Origin of the sequence: Bradyrhizobium sp. HKCCYLS2038, assembly GCF_051167655.1 — a bacterium.
GTDB lineage: Bacteria > Pseudomonadota > Alphaproteobacteria > Rhizobiales > Xanthobacteraceae > Bradyrhizobium.
Map to the genome: position 1 here is coordinate 203,941 of NZ_JBNPTM010000007.1, position 26,760 is coordinate 230,700.

Annotated in this window: 24 protein-coding genes; 8 read left to right on the forward strand and 16 right to left on the reverse strand. The window is 66.4% G+C overall.

The annotated features are described in order from the left end of the window. Positions 1-435: 435 nt before the first annotated feature. Positions 436-2,022, reverse strand: coding sequence for a gamma-glutamyltransferase (gene ggt, locus ACQR1I_RS28535; RefSeq protein WP_434868646.1), 1,587 nt, complete (start codon positions 2,020-2,022; stop codon positions 436-438). A 132-nt stretch (positions 2,023-2,154) separates the two neighbouring features. Here ggt and ACQR1I_RS28540 point away from each other — a divergent pair, with 132 nt between their 5' ends. Both ACQR1I_RS28540 and ACQR1I_RS28545 read left to right on the forward strand, forming a co-directional pair. Continuing rightward, positions 2,155-2,931 (forward strand): rhodanese-related sulfurtransferase, encoded by a 777-nt coding sequence (locus ACQR1I_RS28540; protein ID WP_434868647.1) that lies wholly within the window; start codon positions 2,155-2,157, stop codon positions 2,929-2,931. Then, entirely contained in the window at positions 2,918-3,145 is a 228-nt protein-coding gene (locus ACQR1I_RS28545; protein WP_434868648.1) for a SlyX family protein, read from the forward strand. Before ACQR1I_RS28540 ends, ACQR1I_RS28545 begins: the two co-directional genes overlap by 14 nt. A gap of 13 nt (positions 3,146-3,158) precedes the next feature. On the opposite strand, the gene ACQR1I_RS28550 is transcribed toward ACQR1I_RS28545, so the two are convergent. Together ACQR1I_RS28550 and ACQR1I_RS28555 are read right to left on the reverse strand one after the other, a co-directional pair. Continuing rightward, on the reverse strand, positions 3,159-5,066 hold the full coding sequence (locus tag ACQR1I_RS28550; RefSeq protein WP_434868649.1) for a sensor domain-containing diguanylate cyclase: 1,908 nt from the start codon (positions 5,064-5,066) through the stop codon (positions 3,159-3,161). Positions 5,067-5,233: 167 nt separating this feature from the next. Continuing rightward, positions 5,234-5,476 carry a hypothetical protein gene (locus tag ACQR1I_RS28555; RefSeq protein ID WP_434868650.1) on the reverse strand — a complete coding sequence of 81 codons (243 nt, stop codon included), beginning with the start codon at positions 5,474-5,476 and terminating at the stop codon, positions 5,234-5,236. A gap of 166 nt (positions 5,477-5,642) precedes the next feature. Between ACQR1I_RS28555 and hemE the strand changes: the two genes are divergently transcribed. Then, positions 5,643-6,707: a uroporphyrinogen decarboxylase gene (gene hemE, locus ACQR1I_RS28560; RefSeq protein ID WP_434868651.1), complete on the forward strand. Its 1,065-nt coding sequence runs from the start codon at positions 5,643-5,645 to the stop codon at positions 6,705-6,707. A 4-nt stretch (positions 6,708-6,711) separates the two neighbouring features. On the opposite strand, the gene hemC is transcribed toward hemE, so the two are convergent. The 3 genes from hemC to ACQR1I_RS28575 all read right to left on the reverse strand — a co-directional run bounded on the left by hemC (position 6,712) and on the right by ACQR1I_RS28575 (position 10,617). Then, a complete protein-coding gene (gene hemC / locus ACQR1I_RS28565; protein WP_434868652.1) occupies positions 6,712-7,689 on the reverse strand; it encodes a hydroxymethylbilane synthase in 978 nt (325 codons plus the stop codon). Between the two features lie 15 nt (positions 7,690-7,704). Further along, positions 7,705-9,330, reverse strand: coding sequence for a GMC family oxidoreductase (locus ACQR1I_RS28570; RefSeq protein WP_434868653.1), 1,626 nt, complete (start codon positions 9,328-9,330; stop codon positions 7,705-7,707). A 93-nt stretch (positions 9,331-9,423) separates the two neighbouring features. Next, complete coding sequence (locus ACQR1I_RS28575) at positions 9,424-10,617, reverse strand: acetate/propionate family kinase (RefSeq protein ID WP_434868654.1); 1,194 nt, start codon at positions 10,615-10,617, stop codon at positions 9,424-9,426. Positions 10,618-10,874: 257 nt separating this feature from the next. On the opposite strand from ACQR1I_RS28575, the gene ACQR1I_RS28580 reads away from it, so the two are divergent. Together ACQR1I_RS28580 and ACQR1I_RS28585 are read left to right on the forward strand one after the other, a co-directional pair. Continuing rightward, positions 10,875-11,909 carry a 5-methyltetrahydropteroyltriglutamate--homocysteine methyltransferase gene (locus ACQR1I_RS28580; protein WP_434868796.1) on the forward strand — a complete coding sequence of 345 codons (1,035 nt, stop codon included), beginning with the start codon at positions 10,875-10,877 and terminating at the stop codon, positions 11,907-11,909. A gap of 136 nt (positions 11,910-12,045) precedes the next feature. Next, positions 12,046-12,684 carry a hypothetical protein gene (locus ACQR1I_RS28585; RefSeq protein WP_434868655.1) on the forward strand — a complete coding sequence of 213 codons (639 nt, stop codon included), beginning with the start codon at positions 12,046-12,048 and terminating at the stop codon, positions 12,682-12,684. Positions 12,685-12,696: 12 nt separating this feature from the next. On the opposite strand, the gene ACQR1I_RS28590 is transcribed toward ACQR1I_RS28585, so the two are convergent. The 6 genes from ACQR1I_RS28590 to ACQR1I_RS28615 all read right to left on the reverse strand — a co-directional run bounded on the left by ACQR1I_RS28590 (position 12,697) and on the right by ACQR1I_RS28615 (position 19,223). Next, on the reverse strand, positions 12,697-13,677 hold the full coding sequence (locus ACQR1I_RS28590; RefSeq protein WP_434868656.1) for a PDR/VanB family oxidoreductase: 981 nt from the start codon (positions 13,675-13,677) through the stop codon (positions 12,697-12,699). Positions 13,678-13,688: 11 nt separating this feature from the next. Further along, positions 13,689-14,444: a GntR family transcriptional regulator gene (locus tag ACQR1I_RS28595; protein ID WP_434868657.1), complete on the reverse strand. Its 756-nt coding sequence runs from the start codon at positions 14,442-14,444 to the stop codon at positions 13,689-13,691. Between the two features lie 5 nt (positions 14,445-14,449). Continuing rightward, entirely contained in the window at positions 14,450-15,493 is a 1,044-nt protein-coding gene (locus ACQR1I_RS28600) for a Rieske 2Fe-2S domain-containing protein (protein ID WP_434868658.1), read from the reverse strand. A gap of 333 nt (positions 15,494-15,826) precedes the next feature. Further along, positions 15,827-16,435, reverse strand: a complete 609-nt coding sequence (locus tag ACQR1I_RS28605) for a nuclear transport factor 2 family protein (protein WP_434868659.1) — start codon at positions 16,433-16,435, stop codon at positions 15,827-15,829. 1,143 nt (positions 16,436-17,578) lie between these two features. Further along, positions 17,579-18,223 (reverse strand): hypothetical protein, encoded by a 645-nt coding sequence (locus ACQR1I_RS28610; protein ID WP_434868660.1) that lies wholly within the window; start codon positions 18,221-18,223, stop codon positions 17,579-17,581. Positions 18,224-18,242: 19 nt separating this feature from the next. Next, a complete protein-coding gene (locus tag ACQR1I_RS28615) occupies positions 18,243-19,223 on the reverse strand; it encodes a M23 family metallopeptidase (protein WP_434868661.1) in 981 nt (326 codons plus the stop codon). A gap of 303 nt (positions 19,224-19,526) precedes the next feature. On the opposite strand from ACQR1I_RS28615, the gene ACQR1I_RS28620 reads away from it, so the two are divergent. Continuing rightward, positions 19,527-20,006 carry a VOC family protein gene (locus ACQR1I_RS28620; protein ID WP_434868662.1) on the forward strand — a complete coding sequence of 160 codons (480 nt, stop codon included), beginning with the start codon at positions 19,527-19,529 and terminating at the stop codon, positions 20,004-20,006. Between the two features lie 39 nt (positions 20,007-20,045). Here ACQR1I_RS28620 and ACQR1I_RS28625 read toward each other — a convergent pair whose 3' ends face one another. Both ACQR1I_RS28625 and ACQR1I_RS28630 read right to left on the reverse strand, forming a co-directional pair. After that, positions 20,046-20,765, reverse strand: a complete 720-nt coding sequence (locus ACQR1I_RS28625) for a class I SAM-dependent methyltransferase (RefSeq protein WP_434868663.1) — start codon at positions 20,763-20,765, stop codon at positions 20,046-20,048. A 95-nt stretch (positions 20,766-20,860) separates the two neighbouring features. Then, on the reverse strand, positions 20,861-21,766 hold the full coding sequence (locus ACQR1I_RS28630; RefSeq protein WP_434868664.1) for a LysR family transcriptional regulator: 906 nt from the start codon (positions 21,764-21,766) through the stop codon (positions 20,861-20,863). A 138-nt stretch (positions 21,767-21,904) separates the two neighbouring features. On the opposite strand from ACQR1I_RS28630, the gene ACQR1I_RS28635 reads away from it, so the two are divergent. After that, positions 21,905-23,185 carry a gallate dioxygenase gene (locus ACQR1I_RS28635; RefSeq protein ID WP_434868665.1) on the forward strand — a complete coding sequence of 427 codons (1,281 nt, stop codon included), beginning with the start codon at positions 21,905-21,907 and terminating at the stop codon, positions 23,183-23,185. 40 nt (positions 23,186-23,225) lie between these two features. Here the strand turns inward: ACQR1I_RS28635 and ACQR1I_RS28640 are convergent, their stop codons facing one another. Together ACQR1I_RS28640 and ACQR1I_RS28645 are read right to left on the reverse strand one after the other, a co-directional pair. Beyond that, complete coding sequence (locus tag ACQR1I_RS28640; protein ID WP_434868666.1) at positions 23,226-24,389, reverse strand: PcfJ domain-containing protein; 1,164 nt, start codon at positions 24,387-24,389, stop codon at positions 23,226-23,228. Positions 24,390-24,672: 283 nt separating this feature from the next. Further along, positions 24,673-24,945, reverse strand: coding sequence for a hypothetical protein (locus ACQR1I_RS28645; protein ID WP_434868667.1), 273 nt, complete (start codon positions 24,943-24,945; stop codon positions 24,673-24,675). Between the two features lie 36 nt (positions 24,946-24,981). Between ACQR1I_RS28645 and ACQR1I_RS28650 the strand changes: the two genes are divergently transcribed. Continuing rightward, positions 24,982-26,733 carry a hypothetical protein gene (locus ACQR1I_RS28650; RefSeq protein ID WP_434868668.1) on the forward strand — a complete coding sequence of 584 codons (1,752 nt, stop codon included), beginning with the start codon at positions 24,982-24,984 and terminating at the stop codon, positions 26,731-26,733. The last annotated feature ends 27 nt before the right edge of the window (positions 26,734-26,760 follow it).

The window sequence follows — 26,760 nt, forward strand, 5'->3', positions numbered from 1 at the left end:
GCAGACCTCGGGCCGTGCAGGCCGCGAGATCGTATCGCCATGTCCATGCTGTTTGAGATGTGAAGCAACCTCCCTCCACGCGTCGTCCCGGACAAGCTGCGACGCGCGTAGCGCGGCGCAGCGCCGATCCGGGACACATACGCCGCAGCAGATGTGAAGGGCAAATTGCCAATGACCAGCCTGCCTCAAACCACTCCCTGGGGGTATGGGTCCCGGCGCAGGGCCGGGACGACAGCGAAGTTTAGGCCGCGTAGGGTGGGCAAAGCGGCCGCCCGCAGGGCGGCAGCGTGTCCACCGTTTGTCAGCGAGACTGGTGCGCGAATGGTGGGCACGGCGCGGGAGACAGCGAGGCATGCTGATGAATCGCGGCGCGCCTTTGCCCACCCTACTGGACGGCGCGCGGCGGTGACGCCAGCAGAGCCTGCGACGCCCGCCTCAATAGCCCAGTGCGCAGCCGTCCTTGCGCGGATCGGAGCCGCCGGTGAGGGTGCCCTTGGTCCAATCGATCCAGATCGCCTGGCCGCCGCCGAGCGGCGAGACCACCTTGGCGGTCTTGTGGCCGATCTTCTGCAGCCCTTCGACCACCTCGGCCGGCACGCCGTCCTCGAGCTGATAGACGCCCTCGTAGTGCAGGCCACGCGCCATATCGATCGCTTCCTGCACGTCGCAGCCATAGTCGAGGATGTTGGTCAGCACATGGGTCTGGCCGACCGGCTGGTACTGGCCGCCCATGACGCCGAACGACATCTGGGCGCGGCCGGCCTTGGTGGCCAGCGCCGGAATGATGGTGTGCAGCGGACGCTTACCAGGCGCGATGCAGTTCGGATGGCCCGGCTGGATGCGGAAGCCGCCGGCGCGATTCTGCAGCAGCACGCCGGTCTCGTTGGAGACGATCGCCGAGCCGAACGAATGGGCGATCGAGTTGATGAAGGAACAGACGTTGCGGTCGCGGTCGACCACCGTGATGTACACGGTCTCCGGGTTCATCGGCGGCGCGACGCTCGGCAGGTCCAGGAGCTTGTCGAGGCTGATCTGCGAAATGTACTCGTCGGCGAACTCCTTGGCGAGGATGGTCGCGACCTCGGTGGTCATGTGCTCGGGGTCGCCGATATGCTGCTCGCGCATCATGTAGGCGATGCGCGCCGCCTCGGCTTCGAGATGGAAGCGCTCGACGCTGAGCGGATCGATGCGCGTGAGGTCGAAGCGCGAGAGGATGTTCAGCATCACCAGCATGGTGATGCCCGGGCCGTTCGGCGGGCACTGCCAGACCTCGTGGTCCTTGTAGGTGGTGCCGATCGGCGCGGTCACCTCGGTCTGGTGGCTGGCGAAATCTTCCAGCGTGTGCAGGCCGCCGATGCCGCGCAGGGTCTGCACCATGTCCTCGGCGACCGCACCGGTGTAGAAGCCCTTCGGCCCCTCCTTGGCGATGACGCGGAGCGTCTGCGCCAGCTCCGGCTGCCGGATCACGTCACCGACGACCGCCGCCTTGCCGCGCGGCAGGAAATAGCGCGCGGTGTTGGTGCCGTTCCGGAGCTTCTCGAACTGGTTGTTCCAGTCGAAGGCGACGCGCGGCGCCACCACATAGCCCTCCTCCGCGGCGCGGATGGCCGGCTGCAACAGCCGGTCGAGCCCGAGCCGGCCGTGGTCGCGCAGGATGCGGTCCCAGGCATCGATCGCGCCCGGCACCGACACGGCATGGGCCGAGGTCAGCGGCACCGAATGCATCTTGCGCTCGAGGTACCAATCCACGGTCGCGGCGGCCGGCGCCCGGCCCGAGCCGTTATAGGCCGTGACCCGGCCCTCGCCCTTGGGCTGCACCAGCGCGAAGCAGTCGCCGCCGATACCGGTGGACTGCGGCTCGATGACGCCGAGCAGGGCGCACGCCGCCACGGCCGCGTCCGCAGCGGTCCCGCCGGCGCGCAGCACCTCGATGCCGGCCAGCGCGGCCTGCGGGTGCGAGGTTGCGATCATGCCATTCTGGGCGTGGACCGTGGACCTGCCGGGGAAATGGAAGCTTCTCATCGTTGCTCGCTGCGTGATCGTCGGAGGGCTGGACTGCCAGGGCTGACCGGGTACATGACACATTCCTTCCGGCCTCGGCAATGGCCGGTGCTACGAGCTTTTCTATGGTCAGGTCTGCTGGTAAACCGCCGCATGCCCCTGACCGTCGCTGCCTTCTATCAGTTCGTTGCATTGCCTGATTTTCGCGACCTCCGCGAGCCGCTGAAGGCGTTCTGCGCCGCGCACGGTATCAAGGGCAGCATCCTGCTCGCCGCGGAGGGTATCAACGGCACCGTCGCCGGGACAAACGAAGCCATCGCCGCGCTGGTGACGGAGTTGCGCCAGGGAGAGGCATTCGCGGGACGGCTGGACAATCTGGAGCTGAAACTCTCCAGCGCTGCAGCCATGCCGTTCCAGCGGCTGAAGGTGCGGTTGAAGCGGGAGATCGTGACGCTCGGTGATCCCGCCGCCGATCCGACCCGGCAGGTCGGGACCTATGTCGATGCCGTCGACTGGAACGCGCTGATCGCCTCGCCTGACGTGGTGGTGCTCGACACGCGGAACGCGTTCGAGGTCGCGATGGGAACATTCGAAGGCGCGCTCGATCCCGGCCTGCAGAGCTTCGGCCAGTTCAAGGATTTTGCCGCGCGGGCGCTCGACCCAGACAAGCACAAGCGCATCGCGATGTTCTGCACCGGCGGCATCCGCTGCGAGAAGGCGAGCGCGCTGCTGCTCGCGCGGGGTTTTGCCGAAGTCTACCATCTCAAGGGCGGCATCCTCAAATATCTGGAGGAGGTCCCGGAACAGGACAGCCGCTGGCGCGGCGGCTGCTTCGTGTTCGACGAACGCGTCGCGCTGGGGCACGGGCTGCTGGAGCAGCCGATCGCCGCCGGCGCAGACCAGGAGGACGTCCGCGATGAGCAGCTTTGAGCCGTCGAGCGAGGACATCAGCGAGCGGATCGACCGGCTCGAAATGCGGCTGACGTTCCAGGACGACACGATCGAGACGCTGAACCAGACCATCACCGCGCAGTGGCGCGAGATCGATGCGTTGAAGCGGCAGATTGCGCTGCTGGTCGAGCGGCTCGCGGACGCACAGGACCAGGCCGAGGGACCGCGCAATGAGCGGCCGCCGCATTACTGACGCAACCGCCGGCTCACGCCGGAGCCGTCGTCGGCGCCTTGCTGGACGACAGCTCGATCACCTCGGCGGTCATGACGACGCGGTCGCGCCCACCATCCTTCGCGGCATACAGCGCGCGGTCGGCCGCCTCGATCAGCGAGGCCGGGCCGGCGGAACGTTCGAAGCCGGGACGACAAACGGCGCCGCCGATGCTGGCCGTCACGATGCCGGCCGGATTGTGGGCATGAACGATGCCGGCCTCGTGCAGCGCCCGCCGGATCCGCTCGCCGAGCCGGGCGCATCCTGCGGCATCGGTGTTCGGCAGCAGCATCGCGAACTCCTCGCCGCCATAGCGCGCCGCAAAGTCCGAGCTGCGCTGCGCCTCGTCGGCCAGGATGACGGCGACCCTGTGCAGGCATTCGTCCCCGGCCGGATGGCCATAGGCGTCGTTGAAAGCCTTGAAGTGGTCGATGTCGATCATCAGCAGCGCCAGCGACGTCTTGTCGCGATACGCCCTGCCCCACTCCTCCAACAGCCGCTCGTCGAAGCGGCGGCGATTGGCAAGCCCGGTGAGGCTGTCCTCGATGGCCAGGGTTTCGAGCCTGCCCTGCAGCGTCTTCTGCTGGGTCACGTCGCGCGTCACGGCGACGAATCCATCGAGCGTGCCGTCCGGCCGACGGGTGGCGCGCACGGTGGCCTCGACCCAGATCTCCGACCGGTCGCGACGGCGCATGCGATAGGTGGCGCGCGCTTCGTCCGCGGTTCCGTTCCTGAGCTGATCGAGGATCTCCTGGAGTTGCGGACGATCGAGCGGATGCACGCCGGAAATCGCACGCTTGCCGAGCAGCTGCGAGGGATGCCATCCCAGAACGCGCATCGTCGAGGGCGAGACGTAGCCGATGCATTCGTCGAGCTCGATGCGCGTCACGATGTCGCTGGACCCCTCGGCGATCAGCCGGAAGTTCTCCTCCTTTGCCGCAAGCGCCGACGCCAGTTGCTGCCGCCTGACCAGCTGTTTGACCAGGAAGACCCCGATCGCAATGATCAGCGCGACCAGACAGACGAGGACCGAGAGACGAACACGCGCCTCGCGCTGCCAGCCCGCGAGCACATCCGCTTCGGAGCGGGCCACGATCATCAGGAACGGGTAGCGCTGGGCGTGCTGGTAGAAGCCGAGGCGATCCGAGCTCTCGTCAGGCCGCCGGAAGTGCAAGGCACCCGATGTGGGGTGATAGGGAATCTGCTCGATCGGAGGCTTGCCGAGCTGCGAACTGGGTTCGGAATTGTCGGCGAGCAGAACGCCGTCGCGGCTGATCAGACTGATCGAGCCGTGCTGGCCGACATCGAACTGGCGGTAGAATTGGGCAAAATAAGCGACATCGATGGTCGCCACCACGACGCCGCCGAACCGGCCATCGCTGTGGTTCCAGCGCCGCGACAGCGTGATCACCCATTGTCCCCCGGCCTTGCTGCGCACCGGGTGGCCGATCAGCAGCGAGCGGTCGGCCGACGTCCGGTGATGGCTGAAGTAATCGCGATCGGCATTGTTGTAGTTGGACAGCACGACGTCTTCGGTGGTCGCGATCCAGTCGCCGTTCTCGTCATAGGCGAACACACCGCGGATGCGGCCAAGGTTGGCTTTTCTGGACTTGAGAATCGTCTGCAGCCGCGTGGCCACCCCGGGCTTGCCGTCGTCGGTCTCCAGCGCGGCGACGACGCCGCGGAGCAGCGAGTCCGCAAGCTCGAACGAGTCTTCGACGTGTTGAGTCAGCGAACGCGCAAGATTGCCGAGATCGGTCTCCGCGTTGTGCAGCTCGGCGTTGCGCGATTCCCATTCGCTCCAGCCGCTGAAGGCGACAATGGCGCCACATACCAGCGCGAGAACGCCAGCCGCCCACATCGGCAGACGGCTTCTATCAGATTTGGTCGCAGCAACGTCCATTCCGCGGAACTCTCCGGACGGCGCGAGAGTCCCATGGACATCTTATTTAAATCTGAAATGCGCGGGATCAGCCGCGATCCGAAGCGCACCGTAAGACTACGGCAAGAGCCGTATTTCTACGGAGAACGAGAGACGCATCGAACACGAACGACGGCGAAGTTGATAGTTCAACGAGCGAACACCGACCGCACCTTGTCCCATAGCGACGGCTCGCGCTGCTCGCTCTCGCCGGGATCGCCACCCTTCACGCGCGTCGTCGACGGCTGCTGCAGGCTCACCGGATCGGACGCCGGAAACGTATCCATGAGTCCCTTGTCGAGCTGCGTCGCAGCCTCGCGGTCGAGACGAGCGGCCTCACGCGGGTCGACCGCATGCTTGTCGCGCGGGGCGGGATTGAATTTCTCGGCCATGATCGATCTCCCTGTGCGACCACAACGCATGGCCGAAACGGGTGTTCCCCGGCGTTGGCGGCGGCACGCTGCAGCAGGGCGCTGCGACGATCGCGATGGCGGGCGTCCGATATGACCTTGGCCGGAACCGCGGAGGCATGTATCACGGACGGTAAACCGTTCCCGAATGTTGCGGAGCCCCAGCGTGAGTGAGACTGCCGTGAACAAGCCCTTCCTCGACGTGCTGGCCGGTCAGCGCAAGAGCGTGCCTCCGATCTGGATGATGCGGCAGGCTGGCCGCTACCTGCCGGAATACCGCGAGGTGCGTGCCAAGGCGGGCGGCTTTCTCGACCTCTGCTTCGACCCGGAGCTCGCAGCCGAGGTCACGCTGCAGCCGATCCGCCGCTTCGGCTTCGATGCGGCCATCATCTTCTCCGACATCCTGGTCATCCCGCACGCGCTCGGCCGCAGCGTCCGTTTCGAGGTCGGCGAAGGCCCGCGGCTCGATCCGCTGGATACGCCTGAAAAGATCGCGACGCTGTCCGGCCAAGCCGACCTCTCCAAACTCGAGGCCGTGTTCGAGGCGCTGCGCCGCGTCCGCGCCGAGCTGCCAAAGAGCACCGCGCTGATCGGCTTTTGCGGCGCGCCATGGACGGTCGCGACCTACATGGTCGCCGGCCAGGGCACGCCCGACCAGGCGCCGGCGCGGCTGCTGGCCTACCGGCATCCCGAGGCGTTCAGCAAGATCATCGACGCGCTGGTCGACAGTTCGATCGCCTATCTCCTGAAGCAGTTGGAGGCCGGCGCCGACGCGCTGCAGATCTTCGACACCTGGGCCGGCGTGCTGCCGCCGCGCGAGTTCGCCCGCTGGTCGGTGGCGCCGACGCGCCGCATCGTCGAGGGCGTGCGCAAGGTGCGGCCCGATGCCAAGATCATCGGTTTCCCGCGCGGCGCCGGCGCGCTGCTGCCGGGCTATGTCACCGAGACCGGCATCGACGCCGTCAGCATCGACTGGACCGCGGAGCCTGGCTTGGTGCGCGAGCGGGTGCAGAGCAAGGTCGCCGTCCAGGGCAATCTCGATCCGCTGGCCCTGATCACCGGCGGCGCGGCGCTCGACCAGGCGGTCGACGACGTGCTGGCGAGCTATGCCGGCGGCCGGCATATCTTCAACCTCGGCCACGGCATCACGCCGGAGACCCCGATCGCCCATGTCGAGCAGATGCTGGCGCGGGTGCGCGCCTACAAGGGCTGACCGATCAGCGCGGCCGGCTGCGCTCGATCAGCGCAGCCGCGCCGTTGGCGAGCAATTCGAGCCCGACCGCACGGCCGAGCTCGCGGGGACGATCGGCGGGGCCGGTGCGCTGCGCCTCGATGAAGCGTCCGCCGTCCTCGTCGAGCACCGAGGCGGTCAGCGTCATCTGCGCGGCCTCGATGGTCGAGAAGCCGGCGATCGGCGAGTTGCAGTGGCCGTTGAGCACCCACAGCACCTCGCGCTCGGCATCGGCGCAGGCGCGCGCCGCCGCATCGTCGATGGTCGCAAGGATGCGCCGGGTCTCGAAGTCGGCCGCGGGACACTCGACGGCGACGATGCCCTGCCCGGCCGCCGGCAGCATGTCGGCGGCAGGGAATTCATAGGAGCCACGGTCGGCCAGCCCGACCCGCTCCAACCCGGACCGCGCCATGATCAGCGCATCGGCCGGCCCGACCGCGCCGCCGTCCGGCAACCGCTGCAGCTCGCCATTGTCGAGCTTGCGGATGCGGGTATCCGCCGCGCCGCGGAAATGGATCAGCTCAGCGTGTGGAAACAGCCGCCGCGCATAGGCCGCCCGGCGCACCGCATTGGTGCCGATCTTGTAGCCGCGCCCGCCATCCTTGCGAAATTCGTCGAGCGACAGCCCTTTCCGCAGCACCAGCACGTCACCCGGCGGATCGCGCGACAGCAGCGCGGCAATGACGAGACCTGGCGTCTCCTCGTTGCCCGGCATGTCCTTCAGCGAGTGCATCGCCGCATGCAGCTTGCCGTCCAGCATGGCGCGGCGGATCTCGGCGACGAAGGCTCCCCCCTTGCCACCATGGGTCAGGAGCTTGCTGGTCTGGTCGGAGTCACCAGTTGTCTCGAACTTGACGATCTCGATGTCGAGCGACGGGATCGCCGCCTGCAGCCGGCGCGCGATCTCCTCTGTCTGCGCCAACGCCATCGTGCTCTTGCGGGTGCCGATCCGGAAAATTGTCACGAACTCATTCCTGCGTCAGCGCGCGTCCTGCAAGATCATGTCGGAGGCCTTCTCCGCGATCATGATGACCGGCGCATTGGTGTTGCCCGAAACCAGATCCGGCATGATCGAGGCGTCGACCACGCGCAAGCCGTCGATGCCGCGAACGCGCAGGCGTTGATCCACCACGGCCAGAGCATCGCTCCCCATCCGGCAGGTCGAGGTCGGATGGTAGATTGTGCTGCCGGTCTGCCGGCAATAGGCCAGGATGTCGTCGTCGCTCACGACCTTGGAACCCGGATAGGCTTCATCCGAGACATACGGCTTCAGCGCGGGCGCCGCCAGGATTTTCCGCAGCATCCTGATGCCGTCGATATTGGCGCGCCGGTCGGTCTCGCTGGCGAGATAATTGATGCGGATCTCCGGCGGGGCCGCCGGGTCGGCGCTCCTGATCCGGAGCGAGCCGCGGCTTTCCGGCCTGAGCTGGCAGACAGACGCGGTGAAGCCGGAAAAGGTGTGAAGCTTCTCGCCCATCTTGTCGGTCGAGAACGGGATGAAATGGATCTGGATGTCCGGGCTCGCTAGCCGCGGATCGGTCTTGAAGAACGCGCCGGCGGTGCCGGCCGCGATCGTCAGCGGCCCGTTGCGGAACGCGGCGTATTGCGCGCCTGCCAGCACCTTGCGCACGGGGTGATTGACGATGTCGTTGAGCGTGATCCGCTGGCTGCAACGCATCACGATGCGCACCTGCAGATGGTCCTGCAGGTCGTTGCCGACGCCAGGCGCATCGAGCACGACGTCGATGCCGTGCTGCTTCAGCAGGTCGGCCGGGCCGACGCCGGACAATTGCAGCAGTTGCGGCGAGTTGTAGGCCCCGCTCGAGACCAGGACCTCCTTGCGGGCCCGCGCCGTTCGCAGCCGGCCGCGCTGGCTGAAGCTCACGCCGCAGGCACGGCGGCCATCGAACAGGATGCGCTGTGCCAGCGCATCGGTCTCGACGTGAAGGTTGCCGCGCCCGAGCGCCGGACGAAGGTAGGATACAGCGCTGCTGGCCCGACGCCCGCGCCTCGTGGTGGTCTGGAAGAAGCCCGCGCCTTCCTGGCTGGCGCCGTTGAAATCGGCATTGAACGGCAGTCCGGCCTCGACCGCCGCCTTGACGAAGGATTCAGACAGGGGATCCTCGTGCCGCCAATCCGACACAGGCAGCGGGCCGCCGGTGCCGTGATAGTCATCGGCGCCGCGCGACTGGTTTTCCGCGCGCTTGAAATAGGGCAGCACGTCATCGTGGCCCCAGCCGACATTGCCGCGCTGCCGCCAGCGGTCATAGTCCTCGTGCTGACCGCGCACATAAAGCAGACCGTTGATCGAGCTGGAGCCGCCGAGCACCTTGCCGCGGGGCTGGAAGACCGAGCGCCCGTCGAGCCCCGGCTCCGGCTCGGTCTGGTACATCCAGTTGACGGCCTTTTCCTTGAACAGCTTGCCGTAGCCGAGCGGGACGTGGATCCAGATGTTGGTGTCCTTCGGGCCCGCCTCCAGCAGCAGCACCTTGTGCCTGCCGTCGCTGCTGAGCCGGTTGGCGAGCACGCAGCCGGCCGAACCGGCGCCGACGATCACGTAGTCGAATTCGAGGTCCGCATCACGCAACGCCGCGCCGCCGTCCATTGCTTCCCTGCCCAAATGCTCTTGGTCTTTCCTCCTGGAGATACCAAAAAACCAGCGCATGCAAGCGGCAAATCCGCAGATCTGGTCACCAGGTCAGTCGTTGCCCCCTCCGTCGAGCAAAGCCGCGGAGTGCCGCGCGATCATCATCTCTTCGTCGGTGTTGATCACGAACACCCTGACGTTCGAGCCATCCGAAGAGATCACGGTTTCACTTGCGCGGTTTCTGCCCGCGTCCAATGCGATGCCGAGCCACTCGAAGCCGGCGCAGACGCGCTCGCGGATCTGCCAGGCGTGCTCGCCGATGCCGCCGCAGAACACGATTGCATCGAGCCCCGAGAGCACGGCCGCCATCGCGCCCAGCTCACGCCTGATCCGGTCGACGAAATACGCGATCGCCTGCATGGCCTCGACCGTGCCGGCCGCTTCCAGTTCACGCATGTCCTGCGACAATCCGGAAAGCCCCTTCAGCCCCGCATGATTGTACAAGAGATCGGTGACCGCTTCCGCCGTCATCCGTTTCTCCTGCAGTAGATAGAGCACGACGCCGGGATCCAACTGTCCACATCGCGTGCCCATCGGCAGTCCGTCCAGGGCGGTGAAGCCCATCGACGAGCCGATGCTCTGCCCATTGCGGATCGCGCACATCGAGGCGCCATTGCCGAGATGCATCACGACCACGCGTCCCCTCTCCTCGCGCGGCGCGACCTCCTTCATCCGCGCGACGACGTACTCGTAGGACAGTCCGTGAAAGCCGTAGCGACGGACGCCCGCATCGTAAAACTCGCGCGGCAACGCATAGGTATCGTTCACCCACGGATGCGAGCGGTGGAACGCGGTATCGAAGCATGCAATCTGCAGCGCTCCTGGGAAGGCGCGATGGGCGGCGCGGACGCCGGCGAGATTGTGAGGCTGGTGGAGCGGCGCCAACGGATTGAGCGTTTCAAGGCTCCTCGCAACATCGTCGTCGATCACTACGGGCCGGTCGAATGCGAGACCGCCGTGAACGATGCGATGACCCACCGCGTCGATCGCTTCACGTCCGGTCGCACGCTGCAATAGCCCGAGCACGACGCGCAGGGCGGCCTCTGGATCAGCCGCATCAGCGGCACCGAGCCGCTCATCCGCGAGCGCGTCTCCCCTCATCCGCGCTTGAAGATGAGGTGACGCGGTGCCAAGTCCCTCGATCTGGCCCCGCATGGTCTCGACCAGATCGGCGCCCTGTTCAAACAAGGCGAACTTCAGCGAGGAGGAGCCCGAATTGAGCGTCAGGATTTGTCTTTCTCGCATGGCGCCGTACCTCGCGACCGGCCTCACCAACTCACAAACTGCGCAAAATACGATGCATTTTGATGACGATCCAAAGATGGGTGATGGCTAGCGTTTTCACTACAAATAACACCTGTATGGTGAAAAGGATGCATGGATAGTCGGATTGATCGACGCCTGCGCGGCCCGGATGCTCCGATCCGCGGGCGCCTAGCAAATCGTCTGCTATCATGCTTGGCGCAAGCGAATCGGACCGCGGGAGGACCATTGCGGTGAACATGCCCCAACATCTCCTGCCGACCACCGTGGTCGGAAGCTATCCGCAGCCGGACTGGCTGGTCGACCGCGCCATGCTTTCGAAATCCGTTCCGCGCATTCGGCTGCAGGGCATGTGGCGCATTCAGCGGCCGCTGCTGGACGAAGCACAGGACGATGCCACCATCGTCGCCATTCACGACATGGAGCAGGCCGGCATCGACATCGTGTCCGATGGCGAGATCCGGCGCGAGAGCTACTCGAACCGCTTTGCCACCGCGCTCGACGGCATCGATGCCGACAATCCCGCCATCATCATATCTCCGTCCGGCATCAAGACGCCGGTGCCGCGGGTCGTCGGCCCCATCCGGCGGAAATACCCGGTCGAGCTGCGCGACATGGAGTTTCTCCGCCGCAACACCACGCGCGCCGCCAAGATCACCTTGCCCGGGCCGTTCACCCTGAGCCAGCAGGCGCAGGACGATTTCTATCGCGACGACGAGGCGCTCGCGATGGCCTTTGCCGAGGTCGTCAATGCCGAAGCCCGCGACCTGCAGCGTGCGGGCGCCGACGTGATCCAGTTGGACGAGCCCTGGGTCCGGAACAATCCGCAATCGGCACGGCGCTATGCCGTCAAGGCCATCGACCGCGCGCTCGATCGCATCACGGTGCCGACGATCGTTCACGTCTGCTTCGGCTATGCCGCGATCGTACCGGGATCGAGCAAGCCGAACGGATATCCGTTTCTGACCGAGCTCGCCGATTGCAGCGCGACCCAGATCGCGATCGAGGCGGCGCAGCCGCGGCTCGACCTTGGCATTCTCAAGGAGCTCTCGGCCAAAACCATCGTGCTCGGTGTGCTCGATCTCGGCGATCCCGAGGTCGAGCCGGTGACGGTGATCGCCGAGCGCATCCGCAACGGCCTCAAAGTCGTGGCGCCGGAGCGGCTGGTCGTCGCGCCGGATTGCGGGATGAAGTACCTGCCACGTGCGACCGCGTTCGGAAAATTGAAGGCGATGTGCGCGGCGGCGGCGCGGGTACGGGAAGAACTCGCCTGAACGCATTGCGGCCGACGTGACGCATGTTGGGCGGCGTCCTCCACGACGTCGCCACCCTGAGACCCCATTGGCGGAATAAGGCAGGCCGTGAACGCCGAGGGTCGGCTGCGCCGATCGTGTCGGTAGGGAGTCTCCGATGGCCGTCTGCATCACCTCGAGAAACGTCGCCTTGGCCGTGCTCGGCTCTGCGGCGCTGAGCGGGACTGCGATGGCCGAGCCGCTCGACCAGGTCATGGGCGGCCTGCTGCGCGACGCGCGCAGCTCGTTCGCGCGCGTGGTGCCGCTCGAGCTGGTGCCGACCATGCCGTCGCTGCAGCCTCCTTCCATTCAACAGCCTGCTCCGCCGCCGGTCGTCGCACCACCGCCGCCGCCGCAGGCGAGCACCAAGCCGTCGGCGCCAGCGCCAGCGGCCAAGACACGGCCGCCGCCGCTCAGTCCGGCCGCCGCGGCGCTGGCCGCCGCGCAGGCCGCGGAGGAGATCGCCGACGCCAAGCTCGACGCGGCGCTGGCGGCCAACGAGAAGGCGGTGTCCGACCGCGACACCGCGGACGCGCTGGCGAAAGCCAACCCGACCCCAGCCAACTTCGCGGCGGCGAAGGCCGCGGCCGAAGCGGCCCGCGTCACCGAAGCCAACCTCACCGACGCGCTGCTCGCCGACAAGGACACCGATGCGCGGCTCAAGGCGGCGCGGGCGGCGCTTGCCGCAGAGCAGACCGGCCGGAAGTCGCAGGCCCGGCCGCCAACGCCAATGCCGGTCAGCGTCGCCGACAAATAGCCCGTACCGACCTCACAGCGCGTCGGCGCGCTCCAGCGTGTCGATCGTGACCACACCATGGGCCCGCGAGACGCAGGCGCACAGCTTGCGGTTCTCGTGCTTCTGCGTCTCGCTGAAGAACACGTCGCGATGGTCGATCTGGCCCTCGATTCCGACCACGTCGATGGCGCAGACGCCGCATTCGCCGCGGCGGCAATCGGCCATGATCTCGTGACCCGCCGCATTGAGCACGTCGAGCATCGAACGGTCGCGCGGCACCAAAATCTCCTCGCCAGAGCCGCGCAGCCGCACCTTGAACGGCTCGGTGGCGAGGCGGCCGCTCGATCCGAAGGTTTCATAGCTGAGATCCGCGGGAGCACGGCCAGATGCCGCCCACGCCGCGCGCGCCGCATCGAGCATGCGGATCGGTCCGCAGAACAGCACCGCAGCGCCGGCCGGCAGACCGGCAAACAGGGCGGACAGATCCAGCCGCTGCGCCTGATCGGCCGCGTACACCGCAAGCCCGTCGCCGAGCAGCGCCGAGAGCTCCTCGACATAGGCGGCATCGCCCCGCGATCGCACCGCATAGTGCAGCGACACGTTCGGCGTCTTGCGCAGCAGCGCCGCTGCGGCGCCGACCAGCGGCGTGATGCCGATGCCGCCCGCGACGAGACAATAGTGCTGACGCTGCCAGTCGACCTGCAGCAGCGAGCTCGGGCTGCTCACTTCGATCCGCGCGCCCGGCTGCAGCGACCACAGATAGCGCGATCCGCCGCGCGAATCTTCCGCTGATCGCACCGCGATCCGATACCCGCGCGGATCGGCCTCGCCCACCAGCGAGTAGGATCGCACATCCGGCTGGCCGCCGATGAGAACGCCGACCTTGATGTGACTGCCGACGGCATAGGGCGCGCAGACATAGCCGTCCGGCCGCAGCACGAACTCGCGAATTCCCGGTGCGAGATCACGGGTCGAAACCAGCGTCGCGGGCGACCAGTGGTCCTGGAAGCGCATGATCGTCTCCCTCAGCTCGTGAGCTGTGTCTTGATCAGCACGGCGGCCGGCACCAGGTCCATTGGACCGCGGGCCTTCACGGCCAGCCGGAGATTGCGGGCCGCCAGACGGGCATGCTCGCGCATGATCCCTTCGGCACGGGCGCCTTCGCGGTTCTCGATCGCGTCGATGACGATGCGGTGATGCTCCTGCGCGACCACCAGGATGTGCCGCGCCTCCGGCAGCGCCGATTGCGCCATCACGAAGCCGCTCGGCGAGGCGAACGGCAGCGCGCTGGCGCGATCGACCTGGCGGATCACCGGCGGGCTGCGCGACAGCTCGGCCAGAAGCGCATGAAAGCGTGCATTGAGCGCGACATAGGCCGAGAACGCGTCGAAGGAGATTTCCGGCGGCGCGATCAGTTCGTCGATCTGCGCAAGGCATTCGCGCATCGGCTCAGTGTCGCGGACGGAGACGCCGCGCTCAGCGGCGAGCCGCGCGGCGAGGCCCTCCATCGTGCCGCGCACCTCGATGGAATCGAGCACGTCGCGTTCGGAAAACGATTTCACCATGAAGCCGCCGGACGGAATGGCCTCGAGCAGCCCCTCCTCTTCCAGCCGCACCAGCGCCATCCGCACTGGGGTGCGCGAGACGCCTGCGGCTTCCACCGCCTGCAGCTCCGAGATCCGCTCGCCGGGGCGCAAGGCTCCGGTCAGGATCAGGTCGCGCAGGGTGAGCTGCGCCCGGACCGTCTGCGAGATCGAGCGCTCGTTGTCACGCTCAGCCATTCCGTTCACTCCGCCGCTTCGCGCAGCGGCGTTTCACGCGCGATCATCCGGTCGATGATCCGTCGTGCCCACATCGCCCCTGCGTCGATGTTGAGATTGTAGAACTCACGCCCCGGATTCTCGTCCATCGCGTGCTGCTGCGCTTCCAGGATCAGCTCATCCTCGCGGAAGATGCCCGACACGCCTTCGCGAATTTCCGTTGTCAGCCGCTGCTCGGAGAGTTTGTAGTTGCGGGCAAAGGCCCAGAAATAGTGGCAGGTCTTGTCGGTCTCCGGCGTGATCGTGTTCAGCACCATGCCGTTGACGCCCTGCGAGCGGTCGCCCTCGGGCGCGCCGGTGCCGGTCGGCGCCACGCCGACATCGATCGTCACGGTGCACGGCGCCTCGAAGCGGATGATCTGCCAACGATCGACCAGGCCGGGCTTGCCGAGCTGCCTGGCCCAGAACGGCGGCGGCTCGATGCCACGCATCCAGCGTGTCACCGTCGCGGTGCGCTCGCCATGGGTGACGTCGAACGGCGCTTCGGCGACTGCGTCGTTGCCGATCGAGGAGCCGTGCACGAAGGTCTCGTGCGTCAGATCCATCAGGTTGTCGACCACCAGGCGATAGTCGCACTTCACCTGGATGGTCTTGCCGTCGCCGACCCAGGCCGGATCATGATTCCAGTGCATGTCCGGAATGGTCGTCGGGTCGGCCAGTGCCGGATCGCCCATCCACAGCCAGATGTAGCGGTGACGCTCGACCGCCGGATAGGCGCGCACGCAGGCGGAGGGATTGATGGTCTCCTGCGACGGCATGAAGGTGCAGCGCCCCTGCGGGCTGAACTTCAGGCCGTGATAGCCGCAGACGACCGTGTCGCCTTCGAGCCGGCCCTTCGACAGCGGCACCAGCCGATGCCAGCAGGCATCCTCCAGCGCTGCAATCGTGCCGTCGGCCTTGCGGTACATGACGACATGCTTGCCGCAGATCGTGCGGGGAAGCAGCGCCTGTTTCACCTCGGCGTCCCAGGCCGCGGCGTACCAGGCGTTCATCGGGAAGCAAGCGGCCATAGCGTGTCCTCGTGGCAGTATACCTTGATTAGATCATTGTATACAGCAACTGCGGCGTTTGGCGCAAGTTTCGAGATTTTTGGGCAACGAGATACCCATCTTGTATACAGCAAGCTATACGAAGCCTCCGAACCGGCCATGAATGTCGCGCAAATCCTTTTCGATTCAATGACTTGAAAGATCAGTCCGCCCGACGTGCGCCCCAGATGGTGAGCGTGGCCGCCGCCATGCACCTCGCAGGGCGGAACCCGACTTCGTAACGGAACACGGGCTCCGGCGGATCAGCGCGAGGGGCCGCGGTTCTCGCCGCCCTCCGCGGTCGACCATCCAAGCTCACAACGGCTCGCCCGTGAGCCACGCCGCCCCGCGGGCGTACAGCGCTTCGACTTCGGGGCCCTTCAATCCCGGCATGTCGCGTTTCACGGTGTAGCCGATGCGCGTCTGCAGATAGGCCAAGTGACGATAGCCGACCGGAAACTGCTCCAGCAGCGCGCGGTCGAGCGCGGGCACGTCGCCCGGCGTCACCGGGTCCATGCGATCCTTCTCGTAGATCGGCTGACGCAGCACGATGCCCCATCGTCCCGCGCGCTTTTCGAGAAAATCGTAGAACCGGCCGGTGCAGAGCACGTCGCAGAGCACGCCCTCGACCTCGGCGCGCTGCGAGATCGTCATCTTGGTCTGCGCGACGGCGCGGGAGCCTGCGAGATCGACCGAGATGCCGCCGAGAAAGTGCAGGATGTTGACGCCCTTCGCCCAGGCCGCCTTGCTGATCGCGATGAACTCGTCGCCGGTGCCCTGCGTCCACGTCGCCATCATCCGCCCGTCCGGATGCCACACCGTGCGAAAGCGCTCCCAGTCGCCGGCATCGCGCCAGATCGCCCAGTTCTGCAGCAGTTCGCGAATCTGCCTGTCGTCCTCGATCTCGGCTGCAGTCTTGGTCATTGTGGTTTCCTCTCTGCGTTGTCGCTGCTGGATACGGGATCGGGATGGCGCTGCAAAGTCACGGCTGATCATGGCTGCCAGGAGCGCGCAACACATTCGCTGTCATCCTGGGTCGGTCGTGGCTGGACGCGATGTGGCAGCCATCGTGCCTCGAACATCCACCTGGGGTTATGGATCCCGGATCGGCGCGCGCGTACCGCGCGCTTGTCCGGGATGACGATGAGGTGTGGTTGGCGGTGTTGACCTCCACATTCACGCGTCCAGGTTTGCCAACGCGATCACCACACAAACAGTGTCGTCCCGGGCAATCCCTCCAACGCGAAGCGTTGGTGGGCGCCGACCCGGGATCCATACGCCGTGACGGGTGTGGCGGGGCGGGATGGAGCGGCCATCGTGCCTCGAACTCCTCCCCTGGGTTATGGATCCCGGATCTGCGCGCGCGTGCCGCGCGCTTCTCCAGGACAGCGAGGGCGTGGTTGGCGCTTCGCTCATGAGACACGGCACCATTGGGACTCGACATCAATGACACGCGACATCACTTTCCCGCGGCACATCGTGCCCGAGTGATGCATTCGTCATCGCCCTCCAATCACGAGAGGGCGCGGAGAAGGCCGGGAGCCTGCCGCCCCCATGGCCCGCCTGCAGAAAAAAAATGCAGGCGGCAGGTACCACAGGTTCGGCTCGGACATCCCGGCCTTCCCCGCGCGACTGGTTTTAACGGTGTCCTTCGTGCTCTCCCTGGGGATCGGCTCTCTTGCCCCCATCGCCCGCGCGTGCCCATAGGCAACTGACCGCAGACTTGACCTCAGCGTCGAGAGGCCAGGACCACACGACTTCGCCGTCCGCGTCGATCGCACTCGTCAAGCGCAACCGCCACGTCCATCGCAGCCCACCTCCACGTTCGTGACGACGCGTACGTCCCTCTGCTCGAGGCGGGTTGAGCAGAGAAAAGCACGATTTCTGAAAAAACGCAATACAAAAATTCATCGGACGGAGCAGCAGCGCCGCCGACCCGCTCCAGCCACCCTCGACCAAGATTGCAATTGCAGCGATGCGATGCCTGCTCTCTGAAGAATCCGCTGCGTCAGACCCGTCAAATCCGGACGGCCTCAGGGGTGACACCGTCGCCGCGATCGCCGCCAGCTACGGCTGGCGCAGCCGGATCGACATCACGCGGCCACCCTTGAGCTCGAAGGAGAAGGGATGCGGAGGATAGGTCCAGAGCTCGACGTCCTTCAGATCGCTCGGCTCGAAATGGCCGGGTTGGCCGAACACCTTGACGAGATCCTCGGTGGTGGCGCCGAGACCGACCTGGCTGAGATCGTAGCCGGGCGCAGCCGTGGTGCCGTCGCCCGTGACCTGCAGGGCGACGATCTTGTCCGCCGCCACGGTGACGACGAAGTACGGATAACGCTCGCGCTGGCCGATGAAATAGATCCAGGCGACCTCCCCCTTCGGCTGCTTCAACGTCCGATGCGGCGGCCCGAGCGCAGCCGTCGCGCTGTTGGCGGCGTCGCCGAGCACGAGGGGTCCGAGACGCAGGCAGGCGCGGGCTATCACGGCAAGCAGCTGCTCCTGGGGCAGTTCGCGCGGCGGCTTAACGATGCAGGCGAAGCCGGCGCCGGCGCGCTTCCATTCGCCGTGCAGGTCCTTCATGTCGGCAGGGACGGCCGACATCGGCTGAGGCGAGGCGGGGCGCCCGGCCGCCTGGGCCTGCGCCGGCGGAACGAGCCAGACGGTCAGCATCGCGACCGTCACCCGCAACAGCGTCGTCGCAACGCGCATCATCGTCCGCAGCCTATCTCGCCTATTTCCCGCGCGTGCCCTGACCGCCAAAGGCGTCAGGATCGAACTTCTTTGGATCGACCGGCTCGTAGCGCGACCATTCCATGTCGGCAATCCCGCCATATTGCCGCGCCCAGGCCGCATCCGCGGTGACGTTGCCCTGCGCGACCGGGCGGAGCTCGAAATGAAACATCTTGTTCGCGCCGAGCTCGCCGATCTTCTCTCCCTTCTTGATGCGGGTACCGACCCCGGGCACCTGGCCCTTCGAATCGATGAGGCGGCCGAGACCGACGTAGCGGGTGAAGACGACGGCGCCATTCGGGTAGCTGTGCTTGAGCACGACGTAGCGGCCGCAGCCGCCGATGATCGGAAGATCCGCTGGCGCCTGCTCGTTCTGCTCGATCTTGACCACGACGCCATCCTCGATCACGCCGACCGGAGCTCCGACGACGTCGCCCTCGAGGTCGACACCGGGATGATCGCTCTGCGTCCAGCAGCCGCAGCGGGCCATCGCGGTCTCCGATGGCGATGATGGCGGCTTCGGCTGCTCGGCCGACTGTGCCGTCTGGAATTCGTTGACCAGCAGACCCGGCCCCTCGGCCGACGTGAACACATGAATGGCGTAGAGCGTCAGCTTGCCGCCGACCGGGACCTCGCGCGGCAGGAAGCCGTAGACGATGTCCTGTACGAACACCTTCAGCTCGCGCCCCTTCGCCGAGCGGACCTTGATGCAATGTGACACGCCGAGAGCGTCGACCTGCTCCTTGGTGAATCCGGAGATCAGCATCGATCGCTTCAGGAACTCGGATGGACAGACGCCACCGACATCGCTGAGCGTCACCTCCAGCTTGAACGGCGCGGCGCGCTTGACATCGACGCCGGTGCGCGGACGCGGCAATGCCAGCAGATCATCGAGGCTGGCCTCCTTGTAGCGGGCAAAGTCGAACGCAGCTTCGGCGCGATGGCCGGCCAGGACGACCAATGCCAGCAGGACAATCGCCACCAGTCGGACCAACGGACCAGCCGATATGCGCCCGATACTCATTCTCCCAGGTCCCCATTCCCCGTTTGATCCAGCGCGCAGCCTACACGATCGAGCCGCGCAAGAACCACAACCTCAAGGTGGCAATGGAACCTTCGCGCGATTGGCAAAAAATATTCTGAGGTTACAGATTCTGATGTCGGATCGCCGCCACCACGGCCGTCCTTGGATCAGCCAGATCGAGATCAGCTGGCTCACACCCGGACGGCCGCCGATCAGATGGCTGAAGCGTGGCCTTACATGCGAGAACGGAAGGAAGCCCTCATGGCAAAGCACAAGAACACGATCTGCCTGTGGTTCGACAAGGACGCCGAGGCGGCCGCGCGGTTCTATGCCGATCTGTTTCCGGACAGCCAGGTGGGCGCCGTGCACCGCGCGCCGGGGGATTTTCCATCAGGCAAAGCCGGCGACGTGCTGGTGGTGGAGTTCACCGTGTGCGGCATTCCCTGCGTCGGGCTCAATGGCGGGCCGGCGTTCACACACGATGAGGCGTTCTCGTTCCAGATCGCGACCGACGACCAGGAAGAGACCGACCGCTACTGGAACGCCATCGTCAGCCATGGCGGCAAAGAGAGCGCGTGCGGCTGGTGCAAGGACAAATGGGGCCTCTCCTGGCAGATCACCCCGCGCGCGCTGACCGACGCGATGGCCGAAGGCGGCGACGTCGCCAAGCGCGTGTTCGCCGCGATGATGACGATGCACAAGATCGACGTGGCCGCGATCGAGGCCGCAAGGCGCGGCTGACGATGCGCGACGCCGGAGCGCGTTCCTGCGCTCCGGCGCTTAAGGACGCAGGCAGCGCAGATGCAGGAACATCGGCACGCGCAGCCAGCGCCGGCTGCTGTCGCGGGTGATCGTGTCTGCCGGGATCGATGGCTCGCGAAGCCGCTCGATCAGAAAGCCCGCCTCCTCCAGCGCGGCGAAATAGACCTGCAGCGGCCGATGCGCGCTGTGGAAGACGATGCTGAAGCCGTCGCGCTCCATCGGGTCGCTGTAGTTGAAGGAGTCGAGGTAGCTGCCCTGGATGACGAACGGCGCGTCCGGCGCGAGGCTGGCGAACTTGCCGGCCGAGTTGAGCGGATGGACGATCGCCATGCAGAGCCGGCCGCCCGGCCTGAGCACCCGTGCCGCCTCGCGCAGCGCTGACGGCATCGCGTCGATGTCTTGCAGCGACATGAAGGCGATCGCGAGATCGGCGCAGGCGTCAGCCAGCGGCAGCGATGCCGCATCGGCACGCATGACGGGGATCGCGGGGTCGACGGCGCGCGCCGCCGCGATCAGCGAGGGAGAGGCGTCGATGCCGATCACCCTGTGCCCTTCCGAGGTGAGATGCCGCGACAGCCGGCCCTCGCCGCAGCCGATGTCCAGCGTCAACGCGCCCGGCGCCGGCAGCAGGCTGGCGAACTGATCGCGATGATGGCGCCAGAAGCTGTCATGCCCCGGCGCCCTCGCCCAGGCGAGCCATTGCGCGGCCTGATCTTCCCATTGCTCGCGCAGATTCATGGCAGCCTCTCGCCTGACGGTTCAATTTCAAGAGCCGCGCGTCTTAAACTCCTTCGTGAAGCGTGTCATGTGACGTTTTGCTTGCACGCGCCCGCTCAAGCGCGCGCAGGCTCGGCGCAGATCTCCTCGAGGAAGTCGAGGAAGGCGCGGGCGCGCGAGGAGATCAGCTTGCGGCTCGGAAAGATCGCGGTGAGCTGGGCGGCGCGGGTGTCGAACACGACCTCCTTGCCGATCTCGACGAGGCGCCCCTCGCCGAGCAGTTCGACGCAGTAATGCTCCGGCAGGAACGAGAGCCCGGCGCCGTGCGCCACGGCGCGGCGCACCGCCAGCGGATTGTTGATGCGGGCGACATGCGGCCCGACGTCGAAGCGGACGAGATGGCCGTGCTGCTTGATCATCAGGGTCCGATCGCCGTAGCGGCGCTCGCAGATCATCAGATGGCTATCGAGCGCGCGGAGGTCGTCGCCGATGTCATGCGCGGCGAGATAGGCCGGGCTCGTCACCCAGATCAGCCGGCCCCCGATCAGGACCTTCTGCGCCAGCTCGGAATTCTCCTGCACGCCGACGACCACCGCGATGTCGAAGCGATCCGCCAGCATGTCGATCGCCCGCGTGGTGGCCTCGACGTCGAGTTCGATGCGCGGAAAGCGGCGATGGAATTCGGCCAGCTTCGGCGCCAGGATCTCCTCGCAGAACGCCGGCGGCAGCGCCACTGACAGCCGCCCGCTGGGCACGCCGACCAGCCCGGTCATGACGGCATCGGCTTCAGCGACGTGGTCGAGGATCTTCTGGCATTGCTGGAAGAACAATTCGCCTTCGCGGGTGACGCGGACGCGCCGCGAATTGCGGTCGAACAGGCGGACGCCGAGATCCTGCTCGAGCCGCGCGACCGATTTGCTGACCGAGGATTTCGGCATGCCGAGGGAGCGCGAGGCGCCGGTCATGCCGCCGGTCGCCACGACGGCGTGGAATACCGGAATGTCCTCGATCCGCCATTTCATGAGCCAGTGCTCGTCCAATCATAGAAACGATCCGTACACACTAGCATTATTGTCTCACATAGGAAACTTCGTAAGGTCCCGGCCGCGACACGGCCGCGCCACCATCCGGCGCCGGCCTCGCACCTCGCGGAGGGACACATGGCCCGGATCATCGGCGGCATCGGCGCATCGCACTCGCCCACCATTGGTTTCGCACTCGACACCAACAAGCAGAACGACCCGGCCTGGAAGCCGATCTTCGACGGCTTCGACGCCGTGCGCGACTGGGTGAAGCGCAAGGACATCGACGTCCTGTTCATGATCTACAATGATCACATCACCTCGTTCTTCTTCGACCACTATTCGGCCTTCGCGCTCGGGATCGACGACCGCTATGTCGCAGCCGACGAAGGCGGCGGACCGCGCGACGTGCCGCCGGCCAAGGGGCATCTCGGCCTGTCGCAGCACATCGGCCAGGCGCTGGTCGCCGACGAGTTCGACATGTCGTTCTTCCAGGGCAAGCCGGTCGATCACGGCCTGCTGTCGCCGCTGTCGATGATGGGCGATGCCAGCGGCCCGTGGCCGGGCAGCGTGGTGCCGCTGCAGGTCGGCGTGCTGCAGCTGCCGATTCCCAAGGCGAGGCGGATGTGGAAGCTCGGCAAGACCCTGCGCAAGGCGATCGAGAGCTATCCGGAGGATCTGAAGGTGGCGATCTTCGCCACCGGCGGGCTGTCGCACCAGGTCCATGGCGAGCGCGCCGGCTTCCTCAACGAGGCGTGGGACGACGAATTCCTCGACCTGCTGGAGAAGGATCCTGAGCAACTCACGGCCATGCGCATCGCCGACTACGCGGTCAAGGGCGGCATGGAAGGCGCCGAGGTGATCATGTGGCTGATCATGCGCGGCGCGCTGTCCGAGCATGTCAAGCTGGTGCACAAGCAGACCTACGCGCCGTCGGTGACCAACATCGCAACGCTGGTGTTCGAGGATCTCGGCGGCGCGCCCGATCCGCAGGCGGCCGCCGACTATCGCGCGCACATGGCGCATGAGCTCGCCGGCGCCGAGACGCTGGCCGGCACCTATCCGTTCACACAAGCGCGCAGCCAGGCCAATTTTCGCATCAACGACTTCCTGCACCGGCTCGTGATCCCGGCGCATCGCAGCAGATTCATTGGGGATTTCGACGCGCTTGCGGACGAGTACCGGCTGACGGACGAGGAGCGCGCGCTAATCCGGACGCGCAAATGGATCGAGATGATCAGGCGCGGCGTCAGCTTCTTCGTGCTGGAGAAGATGGCCGCGGTGCTCGGCGTGTCGAATCCGGAGGTCTATGCGGCGTTCCGCGGCGAGACGCTGGAGGCGTTCCTCAAGACACGCAAGGTGCCGATGCGGTACTCGGTGGCCGGCGGCGCCAAGGCGGACGCGATCGACGCGCAATGAGACGCGCACGACCTGCGCCGCCGCGAACGGGCGACGCAGGTCATGTGTCGAGCAGGACAATCCCGCGCGCCTTGGCCCAGCGCTCCAGGATCTTGCGCTCATCGGGATGCGCCACGCGATTGGCGAAGCCGCGAACCTGCACCGCACGATGCTGGCGATCGAGTTCGATCGTCAGCAGCCGGTCGGTCCTCCCCATGTGCCGGTGACGCAGCGACCAGATCGAGGCATGGCCGGTGATGCACTTGCTCGCATAGCTCGACACGCAGTGCCGCATGGCCCGCGACTCGGCGACCAGATCCTCAGCGGTCCGCAGTTGCGTGACGACATAGTCGTCGCGCTTCGCGCTGGCCTTGGCCGACGGGCTCCAGGTCCACTCGGCAAGCTGCGCACCCGGCCAATGTGTCGCGAGCTCCGCCGCCGACACCGCCGCGCGCTGCCGCGCCATCAGGGCCCGCTGCCGCGCCGCCTCGATCCGCGCGATGACCGCGAGATCGCGATGCCACGCGTGCATCAGACGGCGCAGCGCCGCGAGCGAGCGGCCCTTGAGGCTGAACTTGCGCTCGCGCCGGCGCCGGTGGGCGATGTAGTCGCAGAGGTCGTCGATCTCTTCGAGCGTCGTCGGCTGCGCGCAGAAGAACTGTGCCGCCTCGCGCCAGAACGCGAGCTCGCCCCGCGGCGTCCGCGCGATCCCCGACCGCGCGATCCGTGTCACCAGCGCCGGATCGTCGGTAGAGGAGCGCACGATCGCCTGCCAGATCGCCTCGTCGAAGCCGGGCTGGCCGAGCGGATTGAGGAAGGCGTGTACCTCCTTGCGCGACAGCAATGCCGACGCACCCGCCTTGTACAGCGAGCCGCCGCCGGCCGCGACGATGTACCAGCTCTTGCGCAACAGCGTCTCGTCGCGGCCGAGTCCCGTCGCATCGATCCAGATCTGCTCCAGATGCGGCGCCACCGGATAGCGTGCGAACAAATGGCGCGCAGCCGCCAGACGCAGACGCGCTGCATCGCGAGTCTTGAGCTGCGGCTTCCACGCCTCGAGCGGACGAATGATGTGGGCGGTGAAGCCGGCCTGGGCCTCGCGGATCGCGGCGTCAAGGTCCGGCGGCGGACGAGTCTGCCGCGAGACGCGGCGCAGCGTCAGCTCATAGGCTTCAACTCTTGCGCGCTCGGCCTCCTGCCGGCGGCGCATCAATGACTGTGCCATGGTCGTTCAACTTCAGGGAGGGACTGACAGCCGGACGCACTGCTTGCGTCGGCACGGATCGTGTCGCGCACAGTGGATTCGGCATGTCTCAAGTCCTCTCGCGTTGAACGCTCTGGGGTTAAAGTGGGCGACGCTCTTACATCCGATCGCGCGACGATGCAACTCGCATCGCGCCGCTTCGGCGGCGGCAGGCCGCGACATCGCCCAGACGTTTGGCGCGACGACAGGCCCGCTCGTGTCGCCCCCCATCTCAGCCGCGAATGCGAATCTCACCTGTTAGTTATTAGTTGCGAATGATTTTCACCTTTGATGACAAGCGAAACAGCGCCTGCGACAGAACGCCGCACCCGACTTTGACCAACGAATATTTCTCCTCGCCGCGGAGAAACAAACAGACGGGAAAGCCCGCCGCCTGCCCGTTCGATGACGAGTTCGCAGCGGCGGACGGCCCGATTGCGCCTCTACACGCCCTCTGACGTTTCGACATGCCCATCACGACGACCTGCATCAGACCGATGCAGGCGAACGGCGATGCCTTGCCTGCTCCGCAGCTCATGTCGCGACAAGCCTTGAAGCCAGAGGAGACGATCGAATGGCAACCAACTTCAACGCGACAGCGCTCGCCAACGGCACATCCAACCTGCTCACGCGGGCCAGCGCGCTCAATCTGTCGACCGATCTGGTTCAGGCCGGCGTCGTCTTCAACGATGCCGTACGCATCTCACTCGGGCTCTATTCCGGCAGTCAGGGCAGCGGCAACTCCAACACCTTCCTGTCCAGCTACACGACCGACATTCACGCGGTCCAGAACGACATCGCCGCCATTCTCGCCAACCCCAACGAGGTCACGATCGGCGGCGAGACGTTCACGTTGAGCTCCACCGACATCTCGGTCCTGACCAACGTCCAGACGCAGCTCGGGTCGCTGCTGACCGCGGCCGCGCAGACCACGAATGCCACCACGATGTCGGCAGCGTCGCAGACGATTCACGCACTGCAGACGGAGATCCTGTCGGAGATCAACAACGATTCCCATCTGTCGGCGGCGCTCAACAACGTCACCTTCACCGCCAACACCGGCGCCGTCGACGTCGCCTTCCAGAACCTCCCCGCCGGCGCGGATGATCCGACGACGCTCGCCGCAGCGACGGCCGGCACCAGCCTGAAGGTGGTCGGCGAGGTGTTCAACGCCGCGGTGAGCGTCATCTCGGGCGGCATCAACGCGAACAATCTCGCCGAGGTCACGGCCGACTTCACCGCCGTGCAGTCCGGCCTGACCGCGATCCTCAACAACGCGACCATGCTGGCGCAGATCGAGGCCGGAGAGACCGCCAACGCGGCGGCAGCGACGACGCTGCATCTCCAGACCGTGCTGAACCAGATCAATCTGCAGATCGCGAAGTATGATTCCGCCGCGGCGACCGGCAACACCACCGCCCTGCGCGGCACCACCGACAATCTGCTCGACATCATCGACATCATCCAGAACGACACCGCGCTCAACACCGCCGCCGGCGGCAACGGCACGCCCGGGCACACCGGCGGCTTCGCCGAGGACCCCGGCGGGCTCACCGGCACCGTCACCAGGTTCCAGGACAACCAGGCGCAGACCAATTTCTGGGCGACCTTCGTCGCCGAGGCCAACACGATCAACGCGCAGCTCGCCGCGATCGTCAACGGCACGGGCACGGCGAGCCAAGCGCTGATCACGCAGATCACGAACTACAACAATTTCGGCGCCGCGTTCGACGCCGCCCAGGGCGCGGTGTTCCAGGGCCGCTTCGACAACGAGCTCAACAACGGCACCCTGCAGGCGGACTCCGCCACCGCGATCAAGGGCCTGCAGGGCATTCTGAACGGCGACACCGGCGCGGCGCTGACGGCGGACCTCGCCATGCTCACCGCCGCGGGCGAAGGCTTCGTGGCCGACGCCATGGACGTCAGCGGCAACAACATCGCGATCGGCGGCGCCAGCTATGTCGGCTCCGCGACGACCGTCTCGAAGGCGACGTCGGTCGCGGGGCTGGCCCAGGGCACGACCAAGGTCACGGCGAATCCGAACATCGCCAACGGCACCGGCGGCACCGCGACGACCACCAGCACGACGACGGGCACCACCAGCTCCGGCACCGGAACGGCCAAGACGACCGGAACGACCACGAACACGGGCAACACCACCACGGGCACGACGGCGACGACGACGAAGACCACCACCCACCACCACCACCACAACACCGCGACCGCCGCCACCCACAACTCGACCGCCACCCACACGACGGCCTCCTCGCATTCGTCGACCATGGTCGACCATCACCAGCACGCCATGCACCACATCTGGGGCTGACACGCGGGTCATGGCCGGCGGCAGCGC